This window comes from Amycolatopsis antarctica (assembly GCF_002262875.1).
In the GTDB taxonomy this organism is placed as follows: Bacteria; Actinomycetota; Actinomycetes; order Mycobacteriales; family Pseudonocardiaceae; genus Amycolatopsis; species Amycolatopsis antarctica.
Genome location: NZ_NKYE01000003.1, coordinates 293,844 through 307,803 on the forward strand (window position 1 = coordinate 293,844; position 13,960 = coordinate 307,803).

Sequence of the window (13,960 nt, forward strand, 5' to 3'; positions counted from 1 at the left end):
GTGAAGTCCTGACCGGTCGCGCCCTCCTGGTCGGGCCGAGCACCGGGTTCCACCCACTCTCCGGCGGGATGACGTCCATCACCTGGTACGGAACTCCCGCCCAGCGGGAGTCACACGGTAACGTGCGTCAACCTGACTCCTGGCGTGAAACGGGAAGGAACTCGACGCATGTTCCGCAAGGTACTTGTGGCCAACCGGGGCGAGATCGCGATCCGCGCGTTCCGTGCGGGGTACGAACTCGGCGCGGGCACCGTGGCCGTGTTTCCGCACGAGGACCGCAACTCGCTGCACCGGCTCAAGGCCGACGAGGCACACGAAATCGGCGAGCCCGGGCATCCGGTGCGGGCGTACCTGTCCGTCGAGGAGATCGTGCGCGCGGCCAAGAAGGCCAAGGCGGACGCCGTATACCCCGGTTACGGCTTCCTCTCGGAGAACCCGGACCTCGCCCTGGCCTGCGAGGAGGCCGGCATCACCTTCGTCGGCCCCAGCGCCGAGATCCTCGAACTGACCGGCAACAAGGCACGCGCGGTCGCGGCGGCCAAGGCCGCCGGTGTCCCCGTGCTCGGCTCGTCCGAACCGTCCTCGGACGTCGACGCGCTGGTCGAGGCCGGGGACGAACTCGGCTTCCCGCTGTTCGTCAAGGCCGTCGCGGGCGGTGGCGGGCGCGGCATGCGGCGCGTGCTGGAGCGCAAGGGCCTGCGCGAGGCCATCGAGGCGGCGGCGCGTGAGGCGGAGTCCGCCTTCGGTGACCCGACCGTGTTCCTGGAGAAGGCCGTCGTCGACCCGCGCCACATCGAGGTGCAGATCCTCGCCGACGGTGCGGGCAACGTGATTCACCTGTACGAGCGAGACTGTTCGGTGCAGCGGCGGCACCAGAAGGTGATCGAACTGGCCCCCGCGCCGAACCTCGACCCCGAACTGCGTAAGCGCATCTGCGACGACGCCGTCGCCTTCGCCCGGCAGATCGGCTACCGCAACGCCGGGACCGTCGAGTTCCTGCTCGACCCGGCCGGCAACCACGTCTTCATCGAGATGAACCCGCGTATCCAGGTCGAGCACACGGTCACCGAGGAGGTCACCGACGTCGACCTGGTGCAGTCCCAGCTCCGCATCGCCGCGGGCGAGACGCTGGAGGACCTGGCGCTGTCGCAGGAGAACGTCTACGTGCACGGGGCCGCACTCCAGTGCCGCATCACCACCGAGGATCCGGCCAACGGGTTCCGCCCGGACACCGGCATGATCAGCGCGTACCGCTCACCCGGCGGGTCCGGCATCCGGCTCGACGGCGGCACCGCGTTCTCCGGCACCGAGATCAGCGCGCACTTCGACTCGATGCTGGTCAAGCTGACCTGCCGCGGCCGCGACTTCAAGACCGCCGTGGGCCGCGCCCGCCGTGCGGTCGCCGAGTTCCGCATCCGCGGCGTCTCCACGAACATCCCGTTCCTGCAGGCCGTACTGGACGACCAGGACTTCCAGCAGGGCCGGGTCACCACGGCGTTCATCGAGGAACGGCCGCACCTGCTCACCGCCCGCCACTCCGCCGACCGCGGTACCCGCCTGCTGACCTACCTCGCCGACGTCACCGTCAACCGGCCGCACGGCGAACGCCCGCACCTGATCGACCCGGTGAAGAAACTCGCCCCACTGGAGGGCGGCGAACCGCCCGCGGGCTCGAAGCAGAAGCTGGTCGAACTGGGCCCGGAGGGCTTCGCGCGGTGGCTGCGCGAATCGCCGACGCTGGGCGTCACCGACACGACCTTCCGCGACGCGCACCAGTCGCTGCTGGCCACCCGGGTCCGCACCAAGGACCTGCTGGCGGTCGCGCCGACCGTCGCGCACACCGTGCCGCAGTTGCTCTCGCTGGAGTGCTGGGGCGGAGCGACCTATGACGTCGCTCTGCGCTTCCTCGCCGAGGACCCGTGGGAGCGCCTCGCCGCGCTGCGCGAGGCCGTGCCGAACATCTGCCTGCAGATGCTGCTGCGCGGACGGAACACCGTGGGCTACACGCCGTATCCCACCGAGGTGACGAACTCCTTCGTCGAGGAGGCGACGGCCACCGGCATCGACATCTTCCGGATCTTCGACGCCCTCAACGACGTCGAGCAGATGCGCCCGGCGATCGAGGCCGTGCGCGAGACCGAGAGCGCCGTCGCCGAGGTGGCGCTGTGCTACACCTCGGACCTGTCGAATCCCGCCGAGAAGCTGTACACACTGGACTACTACCTCAAACTCGCCGAGCAGATCGTCGGTGCCGGGGCGCACGTGCTGGCGATCAAGGACATGGCCGGGCTGCTTCGCGCACCGGCCGCGGTGAAGCTGGTTTCCGCGCTGCGCAAGGAATTCGACCTTCCGGTGCACATCCACACGCACGACACCGCAGGCGGTCAGCTCGCGACGTACCTCGCCGCCGTGCAGGCCGGGGCCGACGCGGTGGACGGTGCGGTGGCGTCGATGGCGGGCACCACCTCGCAGCCCTCGCTGTCCGCGATCGTCGCGGCCACCGACCACTCCGACCGGCCGACCGGGCTCGACCTGCAGGCTGTCGGCGACCTGGAGCCGTACTGGGAGATCGTCCGCAAGATCTACGCGCCGTTCGAGGCGGGGCTCGCCTCGCCGACCGGGCGTGTGTACCACCACGAGATCCCCGGCGGGCAGCTCTCGAACCTGCGCACCCAGGCGATCGCGCTCGGCCTCGGTGACCGATTCACCGACATCGAGGCGATGTACGCCGCCGCCGACAAGATCCTCGGCCACCTGGTGAAGGTCACGCCCTCGTCGAAGGTGGTCGGTGACCTGGCGCTGCACCTCGTCGGCGCGGGCGTCTCACCGGAGGAGTTCGAGGCGGAACCGAACAAGTTCGACATCCCGGACTCGGTGATCGGATTCCTCCGCGGTGAACTCGGCGACCCGCCGGGAGGCTGGCCGGAACCGTTCCGCAGCAAGGCGCTCGAGGGCCGCGCGGAGCCGAAGCCGGTACAGGAACTGTCCACAGAGGACAAGCAGGGACTGGGCGAGGATCGTCGGGCGACGCTGAACCGGCTGTTGTTCGCCGGTCCGACCAAGGAGTACGAGACACACCGGGCGGCCTACGGCGACACCAGTGTGCTGCCCAGCAAGGACTTCTTCTACGGGCTGCGCCCGGGGGAGGAGTACCAGGTCGATCTCGAACCCGGCGTACGGCTGCTGATCGAACTGGAGGCGATCGGCGAGGCCGACGAACGCGGCATGCGCACCGTGATGTCCTCGCTGAACGGCCAGCTCCGCCCCATCCAGGTCCGGGACACCTCCGTCGCCTCCGACATCCCGGCGACCGAGAAGGCCGACAAGTCCAACGCGAGCCACGTCGCGGCACCGTTCGCCGGCGTGGTCACACTGGCCGTGGCCGACGGCGACGAGGTGGAGTCCGGGGCGACCGTCGCGACCATCGAGGCGATGAAGATGGAAGCCGCCATCACCGCGACGAAGGGCGGGACGGTCTCCCGGCTCGCCATCGGCGCGGTGCAGCAGGTGGAAGGTGGCGACCTGCTGGTCGTACTCGAATAGGCGGCCGCCGAGGGCGCGTGACATCGTGCCCAGGCGACGATCATCCACGCACCGCCCGGGGTGCGGCGCGTCGGCGAACGGCGGTACCAGGTGAGAGCGCATCCGCTCGGCTCGCGACTGCTCGGCACGGCCGACCAGCGCGACTCCGTGCTGCGCCTGCGCACCCAGGCGCTGCTCACCGCCTCGCTGGTGCTGTCCAACGTCATCGGCGCGGTGGTGGTCGTGGCGCTGGTGACGCTGGTCATCCCCGGGCCGGACGTGTTCATCGGTGAGCTGGCGCTGGTGCACTGGGTGGCGGTGCCCGCCTATGTCGCGCTGGCACTGCTGATCGGCATCGTCACCGGAACCCGGCGGGCCGTCGGCGCGCTGCGCTGGGCGTTCTCCGGCAAGGAACCCGACGAGGCGGAACGAGTCGCCACCCTGCGCGTGCCGTGGCGGCTCACCCGGATGCAGGGGCTGCTGTGGCTGGGCGCGCTGATCGGGTTCACCACCGTCTACGGCATCGTGTTGCCGGGCTCGGTCGCCAAGGTCGCGTTCACCGTCGGCTTCGGCGGCATCGTCGTCTGCGCGAACTCGTACCTGCTGAGCGAGTTCGCGCTCCGGCCGCTGGCCGCCAGGGCACTCTCCAGCGGGCCTCCGCCGCGACGGCGGCTGGTGTCCGGGGTGTCGGTGCGGATGCTGCTCGGCTGGGCCCTCGGCACCGGCGTCCCGGTGGCCGGGCTGATGCTGGTGGCCGTGTTCGCGCTGATCCGCGGGGACGTGTCGACTACCCAGTTGTCGGTCACCATCCTCGCGCTGGGCGCGGTGATCCTGCTGTTCGGCTGCCTGCTGATGGCGTTCACCGTGCGGGCGACGGTGGCCCCGATCCGTACCGTGCGCGCCGCGCTGGCGAAGGTCGAGCGCGGGGAACTCGGCACCGAGGTCGTCGTGTTCGACGGTACCGAGCTGGGCTTGCTGCAGGCCGGGTTCAACCGGATGGCCGACGGGCTCCGGGAACGGGAACGCATTCGCGACCTGTTCGGCAGGCATGTCGGCACCGAGGTAGCGCGTGCGGCGCTCTCCGGTGAGGTCGAGCTGGGCGGTGAGGTGCGGGAGGTGGCCGTGCTGTTCGTCGACGTAGTCGGTTCCACCACGCTGGCGGCGACCCGTCCGCCGACGGAGGTCGTCGAGCTGCTGAACCGCTTCTTCGCCGTCGTCGTCGCCGAGATCGCGCGGCACGACGGGTTCGTGAACAAGTTCGAGGGGGACGCCGCGCTGGCCGTGTTCGGGGCGCCCGCCGACCTTCCCGACGCGGCCGGGCGGGCACTCGCGGCCGCCCGGTCGATGGCGAGCAGACTGCGGACGGAGGTGCCCGACTGCGAGGCCGGCATCGGTGTCGCGGCGGGGCCTGCCGTGGCGGGCAACATCGGTGAGGAGAGCCGCTACGAGTACACCGTGATCGGCGACCCGGTGAACGAGGCCGCGCGGCTCACCGAACTGGCGAAGTCGGTGGAGGGGCGGACGGTGGCGTCGATGGCCGCCGTCGAGCGGGCGGCGGGCGACGAGGCCGCGCGCTGGCGGCGGGTGGAGGAGACCACGCTGCGTGGGCGCACCGAGGCCACCACGCTGGCCGTTCCGGTCTGAGGATCGGTATCGGGTCTCGGTTACCCCGGAGGGCGGCTTGGGAGCGCAATATGTCGACGTATTGCGATGCCTTGCGCACGATGCTTCGCAATACGTCGACATATTGCGGTCGTTATCCGCCAGGCGAGCGACCGAGCGGTTGGCGAATCGCCGGTCAGGCGGTGTTCAGGCCCGCGACCAGTTCGTACGACCGGACCCGGTCGGCGTGGCCGTGCACCATGGTGGTGACCATCAACTCGTCCGCCCCGGTGTCGGCGAGCAGGCTCTCGAATCCCTTGTGGACGGTCTCTGGTGACCCGACGATGCTGCTCTCCATCCGATCGGCGACGAACTGCCGGTCCATCTCGGTGTACGGGTAGTCGGCGGCGTCCTGCGGACTCGGCAACGGAATCGGCCTGCCGTGCCGCAGACTCAGGAACGTCAGTGCGCTGGGCCCCGCGAGGTACAACGCCTCCTCGTCGGTCTCCGCGCACACCACGGCCACCCCGAGCATCGCGTACGGCTCGTCCAGCACCTCCGACGGACGGAACGCCTCCCGGTAGATCTGCAGAGCGGGCAGAGTGTTCTGCGCACTGAAGTGGTGCGCGAACGAGAACGGCAGCCCCAGCATCCCGGCGAGCCGCGCGCTGAAACCGCTCGACCCGAGCAGCCAGACCGGCGGCTTGTTGCCCTCCGCCGCCACCGCGGAAACGGCGCGCGCGGGGTCATGGGTGAAGTAACCCACCAGCTCCTCCAGCTGGTTCGGGAAGTCGTTCGCCGACAACGCCGCCGCCGAACCACGCAACGCCAGCGCCGTCCGCTGGTCACTGCCGGGCGCACGGCCGAGGCCGAGATCGATCCGCCCCGGATGAAACGCCTCGAGCGTGCCGAACTGCTCGGCGACGACGAGCGGCGCGTGATTGGGGAGCATCACCCCACCCGAACCGACCCGGATCCGCTCGGTCGCCGAGGCCACCTGACCAATCAGTACCGCCGTCGCCGAACTGGCTATACCGGGCATGTTGTGGTGCTCGGCCAGCCAGAAACGGTGATAGCCGAGAGCCTCGGCGCGCTTGGCAAGGTCGATCGAGTTGTGCATGGCGTCCGAGGCACTCGACCCGGTGGAAACGGGCGCGAGGTCGAGTACGGACAGCGGGATACCGGACAGGGAGCTCACCCCCGCTGCAACACCGCGCGTCCCGCGGTTCTTCCCGGACCGGACGCGTGATTCAGGGCACGGGCAGCCAGCCGGGGTCGGACGCGATCACCGTGAGCTGCTGCGTCGCCCGCGTCAACGCCACGTACAGCACCCGGCGGCCCGTCGTCGACTCCGCGATCAGATCCGCGGGCTCGACGAGTACGACCGCGTCGTACTCGAGTCCCTTCGAGTCCAGGCTGCCGACCACCTTGAGCCGCTCGTCGGCCTGCCCCTCCAGCCATTCGCCGACCTCGCCGACCCGGTCCACCGCGCAGATCACGCCGACGGTGCCCTCGACGGCGTCCATCAGCTCCTTCACCGCCGCCTGCGTCGACCCGGCGACCGCGGCTGCGTCCACCGCGCGCACATCCGGCCCGATCCCGGTCCGCCGCACCGCGTGCGGCAGATCGCCCTCCTCGGCGTGGCCCGACACGACTTTCGCCGCCAGGTCGAAGATCTCGGCCGAGTTCCGGTAGTTGGTGCGCAGCGTGTAGCGCCTGCGCGCGGCGCTCCTGCCGAACGCCTGGTCCCGCGCCGTGGCGGCCTCCGCCGGATCCGGCCACGAACTCTGCAGCGGATCGCCGACGACGGTCCAGCTCGCGTACTTCCCCCGCCGTCCCACCATCCGCCACTGCATCGGCGACAGGTCCTGCGACTCGTCGACGACGATGTGCGAGTACTCGTCGTAGTGCTCGGGCCGCTGCGGACCGCTGCCCGTCGTCCCGCGTACGGGCGGGGCGGCGTCCAGCTCGATGTTCGACCGCCGCTTGCGCTTCGGCGGCGGACCGATCAGCACGCGCAGCTCGTCCAGCAGCGCGATGTCGGCGATCGTCCAGCCCGCCGAACGCCCGGCGAGCGAGGCCGCGAGCGCGCTGATCTCGCCACGGTTCAGCACCCCCCGCGCCGCCCGGGCCAGCCTGCGCTCGTCGGCCAGCCAGTCCAGCACCTGCGCCGGATACAACACCGGCCACCAGACGACGAGGAACCGGTGGAAGTCGATGCGCTCACCGAGTTCGGTGATCAGGTCTGCACGTTCGAACGAACGCCCGTCCGCCTTCGCGTGCTCGTCCGCCCGGTCGGCGAGCGCGGAGAGTAGCGCCTCCGCCGCCCGGATCCGCGACCGGTTCGGCGGACCACCCGCCGAGTGCACCTTCCGGCGCACCTTCTCCAGGTCCTTCACGTGCAGCCGCAGCACCTCGCCGCGATAGACGATGCGCATCTCCGCCGGGGCGTCCGGCGGGGCGTCCCGCAACGCGCGCAACAGGAGCTTGCGCATCCGCAGCGAACCCTTCACCGCGGCCAGCGGAGCCGTGTCCTGCCGGACGCCCTCGATCCCGTCCAGCACCTCACCGAGCGCGCGCAGCTCGACGTTGGTCTCGCCCATCGACGGCAGCACCCGGGAGATGTAGCTGGTGAACACCCCGGACGGCCCGATGACCAGCACGCCGGCCCCGCCGAGCTGGCGGCGGTGCCGGTACAGCAGGTAGGCGGCGCGGTGCAGGGCGACGGCCGTCTTCCCGGTGCCCGGGCCCCCGGTGATCTCGGTGACCCCCCGCCACGGAGCGCGGATGACCTCGTCCTGCTCCTTCTGGATGGTGGCGACGATGTCGCGCATGTTCTCGCCGCGGGCCCGGCCGAGCGCGGCCATCAGCGCGCCCTCGCCGACGATCCGCATGTCCTCCGGCACGGCCTCGGCCATGAGCACGTCGTCGTCCACGTCCAGCACCGTCTGCCCGGAGCAGCGGATCACCCTCCGGCGGACGACGCCCATCGGTTCCTCGGCGGTGGCCTGGTAGAACGCCGCGGCGGCGGGGGCGCGCCAGTCGGTGACCAGGTTGTCGAACTCGGCGTCCCGGATGCCGAGCCTGCCGACGTAGATCGCCTCGGGATCGACGTGGTCGAGGCGCCCGAACACCAGGCCCTCGTACTCGGCGTCGAGCGTCTGCAACGTCTGGTTGGCGTGGAACACCATCATGTCGCGTTCGAACAGCATCGAGGCCTGCTCGAACACGGCCTCCCGCTGTGCGCCGTGGCCGAGCTCGTAACCCTTGGCACGCATGGACTCCGCCTGGGTGCGGAGTTCGGCCAGCCGGGCATACACCCGGTCCACGTGGGTCTGCTCGATGGCAACCTCGGCCCGTCTGACCCGGGGTTCGGACACGCAGCGCTCCTAGCGGCTCGATCGCCTTCGAAAGGGGAAGAACGAGAATACGCCGCCCCGCCGCCCGCTTCATCACCTCGGCCGACCAAGAAGACCAAGAACACAGTTTCCGTGCTCCCCGGCGGCGGTCACGGCGATCGCCGGACGTGCGTGCGGCAGGATGACCGGCGTGATGCGGATCGTGGCCGGGCAAGCGGGCGGCAGGCGGCTGCGGGTGCCCGCCAAGGGGACCCGCCCCACCTCGGAGCGGGTCCGCGAGGCGCTGTTCAACGCCCTCGACGTGGCCGGAGAGCTCGACGGCGCCCGGGTACTCGACCTCTACGCCGGTTCGGGCGCACTCGGCCTGGAAGCGCTCTCGCGGGGTGCCGCGGACGCCTGGTTCGTCGAGGCCGACCGGCAGGCGGCCGAGGTGCTGCGGGGCAACGTCGCCCAGTTGCGGCTCGGCGGCACGGTCCGGCACGCCGGCGTCGAGCAGGTCCTCGCCGGACAGGCGCCGGAGGCGTTCGACCTGGTGCTCGCCGACCCGCCGTACGCGGTGGACGGTCCCGCACTCGCGGGCGTGCTCGGCTCGCTGGCGGCACGGGGATGGATCGCCACCGGGGGACTGGTGATCGTCGAGCGTGCCCTGCGTGACGGTGAACCGCCGTGGCCGGACGGTTTCCACCCGCTGCGCACCAGGCGCTACGGCGACACGGCGCTGTACTGGGCCGAGTTCACCAGCTCGCCGGCGTAGTTCCCGTGGCACCCGGCGTGCGGAACCTTGGTAGCGTCCGCCCATGCGGCGAGCGGTGTGCCCGGGCTCCTACGACCCGGCGACGAACGGCCACCTCGACATCATCGAACGTGCCTGCGGGCTCTTCGACGAGGTCGTCGTGGCGGTGCTGATCAACAAGAGCAAAAAGGGCATGTTCTCGATCGAGGAGCGGATGGAGATGCTGCGCGAGTCGACGAGCCACCTGACCAACGTCCGCGTCGACTCCTGGCACGGCCTGCTCGTCGACTACTGCAAGAAGCACGACATCGCCGCCATCACCAAAGGCCTGAGGTCGGTCAGCGACTTCGATTACGAGCTCCAGATGGCGCAGATGAACAAGGAGCTCTCCGGGGTGGAGACGCTGCTGATGTCGAACAACCCGCGCTTCGGCTTCCTCTCCAGTTCGCTGGTGAAGGAGGTCGCCACCTACGGCGGCGAGGTCACCAACCTGGTGCCCGACCTCGTCCGCGACCGGCTGCTGGCCAGGATCGCCGAGAACGCGACCGACAAGACCTGACCTCCGCCTGGTATCGCGATCCGCCGACGTATCGCGGTGCCCCGGGCTGTGCGCAACCCGTCGTTCGTCGGCGGCACACGAACGGATTACCTACTAACGGACCGTTCTGCTCGCGGTGCGTTCATTTGGCCGATTCCCAGAGATCACCCGCCTGGGCTACGGTCCGAAAATGACCAACAAACGCTCTCGGATGGCAGCGATCCTGCTGGCCTTCGTGGTCACCCTGCTCGGTGGCCTCGGCCTGTCCGCCCCCGCCAACGCCGCCCCGGCGGCGGCCCCGCAGTCCCAGGTCCAGCTCGCCGCCGAATGCGGCGACACCTCGGGCTTCACCTCGACTCCGCTGGCCGAACTCCCGCCGGAGGCGACGGACACCTACGACCTGATCGCCACCGACGGGCCGTACCCGTACCCGCAGGACGGAACGGTCTTCCAGAACCGCGAAGGACTGCTGCCCGACTGCGCCGAGGGCTACTACCACGAGTTCACCGTGGAGACCCCGGGCAGCGACGACCGCGGCGCCCGCCGCATCGTCTCCGGCGAGGAGGGCGAGTTCTTCTACACCGAGGACCACTACGAGAGCTTCATCCTCATCGAGGTCGCCTGACCGGCACGTCACCGAGTTCTCCCGGCGCCGGGTGTGATCCGCGTGAGCGGACACGCCCGGCGCCGTGCGTATCCGCCGGTTTCCCTTGGTGAAAGGGCAAACTGTGCGGAGTAGGCAGGGGACTGACGGCCGTAAGGGAGTTGCCGTGTACCGGGTGTTCGAGGCTCTCGACGAGCTCGTCACGATCGTGGAAGAGGCGCGCGGGGTTCCGATGACCTCCGGTTGCGTGGTGCCGCGCGGCGACGTGCTGGAACTGCTCGACGACGTTCGCGACGCGCTGCCCGGTGAGGTGGACGACGCGCAGGACGTACTCGACAAGCGCGACGAGATCGTCACCAAGGCGCGCACCGAGGCCGAGTCCGCGGTCGGCGGCGCGAACAGTGAGGCCGAGCGCACGCTGGCGCAGGCCACCGAGCAGGCCGAGCGCATGGTCGCCGACGCGCAGGCGCGAGCCGAGCAGCTCATGGCCGACGCGCACGCCGAGTCGGACCGGGCGGTGTCCGCGGGCCAGGCCGAGTACCAGCATCTCACCGAGCGTTCCCGTGCCGAGTCCGAGCGCATGGTGCAGGCCGGGCGCGAGGCGTACGACCGCGCCGTCGAGGAGGCCCGCGCCGAGCAGGCCAGGCTGGTCGCGCAGACCGAGGTCGTACAGGCCGCGCACGCCGAGTCGGCCCGCATCGTCGACGAGGCGCACAACGAGGCCGACCGGCAGCGGATGGAGTGCGACGCCTACGTCGACGGCAAGCTCGCCGAGTTCTCCGAGCTGCTCTCCGGCACGCTGCGCACCGTGGATTCGGGGCGCAACCACCTGCGCGCGCCGAGCAACGTCGGCAACGGCCGCACCGCGCTGTACGACTACCAGGGCTGACCGGGCCGCTGCGGCAGCGGGCCGCCGCCGGTCGCGTACGCTGTCACCGGTCGCGAGAACCCGCCGTCGCCCCGGCTCGCGGCCCGAGACCGTGTCCGCCCGGACCGCCGTGTCCGCCCGGATCCCGCACTACCGTCTGCCGAGTCCTGTGATGCCTGAAGACAACTCCACCACCCCGCGTCCGGACGTCCGGAGCCCGTGGGTCATCGACACCCGCACCCTCGGCCGCCGCCCGGGGAGCAGCCGCGAGGTCCGGCGGGACGTGCCCGTCGAGACCGAACTCGGTGTGCCCGGCGTGATCAGTGTGCCCAAGGGTGAGAACGTCGAGCTCGATCTGCTTCTGGAGTCGGTCGTCGAGGGAGTGCTCGTCACCGGCAGCGCCTTCGCGCCGACGGCGGGCCAGTGCTCGCGCTGCCTCGACCCGCTGTCCGACGAGGTCGAGCTGGACCTCACCGAACTCTTCGCCTACCCGGACTCGTCCACCGAGGAGACCACCGAGGAGGACGAGGTCAGCAGGCTGGTCGACGACCTGGTCGACCTGGAGCCGATCGTGCGTGACGCACTGGTGCTGGCTCTGCCCCAGGTGCCGCTGTGCTCGGACGACTGTGCCGGCCTGTGCTCCGTGTGCGGGGTGAAGTGGGCCGATCTCGAGCCGAACCACGGGCATGAGACCATTGATCCTCGGTGGGCGGCCCTGGTCGAGCGTTTCGACGAGAGTCCGGCAGGCGGCCCCGAAGAAAAGGCCTGACGGGCAACTGCTCGAACAAGCACCGCAAGAAGAAAGCCCGCCTCGGCGGGCTGATCGTGATGAGGAGACTAGTCGTGGCCGTCCCGAAGCGGAAGATGTCGCGGTCCAACACCCGCTCGCGCCGCGCGCAGTGGAAGGCGAGCCCGGTGCACCTGGTTCCCTGCTCCAACCGCGCCTGCAAGGAGCCCAAGCCGCAGCACGTCGCCTGCCCGACCTGCGGTCAGTACGACGGTCGTCAGGTCGTCGAGCCTGCCTGAGGTTGCTGAACCACATGGGGGGGAAGCAACTCGGTGGTCACGCGGCCGAACCCGAGCCGCTGCTGGAGGCGCTCGGCGTCGAGTTCGACGCCGAGCTGCTGACGCTCGCGCTGACCCATCGCTCGTACGCGTACGAGAACGGTGGCCTGCGGCCCAACGAGCGGCTGGAGTTCCTCGGCGACGCGGTGCTCGGCCTGGTCGTCACCGACCACCTGTACAACGAGCACCCTGATCTGCCCGAGGGGCAGCTCGCCAAGCTGCGCGCCAGCGTGGTCAACATGCACGCCCTCGCCGGCGTCGCCCGCGAGCTCGGACCCGGCGGTCTCGGTGCGCACCTGCTGCTGGGCAAGGGCGAAGAGCTCACCGGCGGCAGGGACAAGGCGAGCATTCTCGCCGACGGTCTCGAGGCGATGATCGGCGCGGTCTACCTCGCCCACGGCATCGAGGCCGCGCGGCGCCTGGTGCACCGGCTGTTCGGCGGACTGCTCGCCGAGGCCCCGCTGCGCGGCGCCGGCCTGGACTGGAAGACCAGCCTGCAGGAGCAGACTGCCGCCGCCGGGCTCGGTGTTCCCGAGTACCGCGTCGAGGACACCGGTCCGGACCACCGCAAGGAGTTCACCGCCACCGTCTACGTCGGCGGCCGTGACCTCGGCGGTGGCGACGGCACCACGAAGAAGGAAGCCGAGCAGAAGGCGGCCGAGGCCGCGTGGCGCGCGCTGTCCGAGGAACTGGGACAGACCGAGGGCTGACCGCCGTGACGGCGGTGGACGGAGAATCCGCGCCAGTGCCAGAACTTCCCGAAGTAGAGGTCGTCCGTGCGGGCCTGCAGGCGCACGTCGCCGGACGCACCATCGCCCGCGCCGACGTGCTGCATCCCCGCGCGGTGCGCCGTCACGTGCTGGGCGCCGAGGACTTCACCGGCAGGCTCGCGGGCCTGCGGATCGCGGCCGCGCGCAGGCGTGGCAAGTACCTGTGGCTGGAACTGTCCGACGGTGAGGCGCTGCTCGCCCATCTCGGCATGAGCGGCCAGATGCTGGTGCAGCCCGGGGACGCCGCCGACGAGAAGCATCTCCGCGTCCGCCTCGTATTCGAGGACGACGGTCCCGAGCTCCGCTTCGTCGACCAGCGGACCTTCGGTGGCCTGGCGCTGGCGGACCTGGTCGAGGCGGACGGGACCTCCCTTCCCGGTCCGATCGCGCACATCGCCAGGGACCCGATGGATCCGGCTTTCGATCCGGCGGTCGCCGTGCGGGCGTTGCGATCCCGCCGGACGGAGGTCAAACGCGCCCTGCTCGACCAGACGCTGATCTCGGGTGTCGGCAACATCTACGCGGACGAGGCGCTGTGGCGCTCCCGGCTGCACTGGGCGCGGCCCTCCGACCGGCTCACTCCGGCCCAGGCCCGGACACTGGTCGACGCGGCCACCGAGGTGATGGCCGAGGCGCTGGCGCAGGGCGGCACCTCCTTCGATGCCCTGTATGTCAACGTGAACGGCCAGTCCGGCTACTTCGACCGCTCGCTCGACGCCTACGGGCAGGAGGGCAGGGCCTGCCGTCGCTGCGGCTCGGTGATCCGACGCGACCCGTTCATGAACCGGTCGTCCTTCTCCTGCCCGCGCTGCCAGCCCCGTCCACGCCGCTCGAACTGATCCCCGCCGCGCCCGCCCGGGCCGGTACCCGCGCTGAGCAGGGTGTCTCCACTGTGGTCC

12 protein-coding genes are annotated in these 13,960 nt (G+C 70.6%); 10 read left to right on the forward strand and 2 right to left on the reverse strand.

The window, feature by feature from the left end:
* Nucleotides 1–168 precede the first annotated feature (168 nt).
* Both CFN78_RS07355 and CFN78_RS07360 read left to right on the forward strand, forming a co-directional pair.
* Complete coding sequence (locus CFN78_RS07355) at nt 169–3,543, forward strand: pyruvate carboxylase (protein WP_094861835.1); 3,375 nt, start codon at nt 169–171, stop codon at nt 3,541–3,543.
* A gap of 90 nt (nt 3,544–3,633) precedes the next feature.
* The gene (locus CFN78_RS07360) at nt 3,634–5,166 is read left to right on the forward strand and encodes an adenylate/guanylate cyclase domain-containing protein (protein ID WP_094861964.1); all 1,533 of its coding nucleotides are present in this window, start codon (nt 3,634–3,636) and stop codon (nt 5,164–5,166) included.
* 154 nt (nt 5,167–5,320) lie between these two features.
* Here CFN78_RS07360 and CFN78_RS07365 read toward each other — a convergent pair whose 3' ends face one another.
* Nucleotides 5,321–6,322: an LLM class flavin-dependent oxidoreductase gene (locus CFN78_RS07365; protein ID WP_205660452.1), complete on the reverse strand. Its 1,002-nt coding sequence runs from the start codon at nt 6,320–6,322 to the stop codon at nt 5,321–5,323.
* A 52-nt stretch (nt 6,323–6,374) separates the two neighbouring features.
* Nucleotides 6,375–8,504 carry a HelD family protein gene (locus CFN78_RS07370; RefSeq protein ID WP_094861836.1) on the reverse strand — a complete coding sequence of 710 codons (2,130 nt, stop codon included), beginning with the start codon at nt 8,502–8,504 and terminating at the stop codon, nt 6,375–6,377.
* Nucleotides 8,505–8,673: 169 nt separating this feature from the next.
* On the opposite strand from CFN78_RS07370, the gene rsmD reads away from it, so the two are divergent.
* The 8 genes from rsmD (at nt 8,674) to mutM (ending at nt 13,900) form a co-directional block, all read left to right on the forward strand.
* The gene (rsmD, locus tag CFN78_RS07375) at nt 8,674–9,237 is read left to right on the forward strand and encodes a 16S rRNA (guanine(966)-N(2))-methyltransferase RsmD (protein ID WP_094861966.1); all 564 of its coding nucleotides are present in this window, start codon (nt 8,674–8,676) and stop codon (nt 9,235–9,237) included.
* A 43-nt stretch (nt 9,238–9,280) separates the two neighbouring features.
* Nucleotides 9,281–9,775: a pantetheine-phosphate adenylyltransferase gene (gene coaD / locus CFN78_RS07380; protein WP_094861837.1), complete on the forward strand. Its 495-nt coding sequence runs from the start codon at nt 9,281–9,283 to the stop codon at nt 9,773–9,775.
* Nucleotides 9,776–9,944: 169 nt separating this feature from the next.
* Nucleotides 9,945–10,379 carry a guanyl-specific ribonuclease gene (locus CFN78_RS07385; protein WP_094861838.1) on the forward strand — a complete coding sequence of 145 codons (435 nt, stop codon included), beginning with the start codon at nt 9,945–9,947 and terminating at the stop codon, nt 10,377–10,379.
* A gap of 145 nt (nt 10,380–10,524) precedes the next feature.
* Nucleotides 10,525–11,247, forward strand: coding sequence for a flotillin family protein (locus CFN78_RS07390; RefSeq protein WP_094861839.1), 723 nt, complete (start codon nt 10,525–10,527; stop codon nt 11,245–11,247).
* Nucleotides 11,248–11,398: 151 nt separating this feature from the next.
* The gene (locus CFN78_RS07395) at nt 11,399–11,995 is read left to right on the forward strand and encodes a YceD family protein (protein WP_094861967.1); all 597 of its coding nucleotides are present in this window, start codon (nt 11,399–11,401) and stop codon (nt 11,993–11,995) included.
* 74 nt (nt 11,996–12,069) lie between these two features.
* Nucleotides 12,070–12,252, forward strand: coding sequence for a 50S ribosomal protein L32 (rpmF, locus tag CFN78_RS07400; RefSeq protein WP_094861840.1), 183 nt, complete (start codon nt 12,070–12,072; stop codon nt 12,250–12,252).
* Nucleotides 12,253–12,266: 14 nt separating this feature from the next.
* On the forward strand, nt 12,267–13,001 hold the full coding sequence (gene rnc / locus CFN78_RS07405; protein ID WP_094861841.1) for a ribonuclease III: 735 nt from the start codon (nt 12,267–12,269) through the stop codon (nt 12,999–13,001).
* A 35-nt stretch (nt 13,002–13,036) separates the two neighbouring features.
* Nucleotides 13,037–13,900, forward strand: coding sequence for a bifunctional DNA-formamidopyrimidine glycosylase/DNA-(apurinic or apyrimidinic site) lyase (gene mutM, locus CFN78_RS07410; RefSeq protein ID WP_094861842.1), 864 nt, complete (start codon nt 13,037–13,039; stop codon nt 13,898–13,900).
* Nucleotides 13,901–13,960 lie beyond the last annotated feature (60 nt).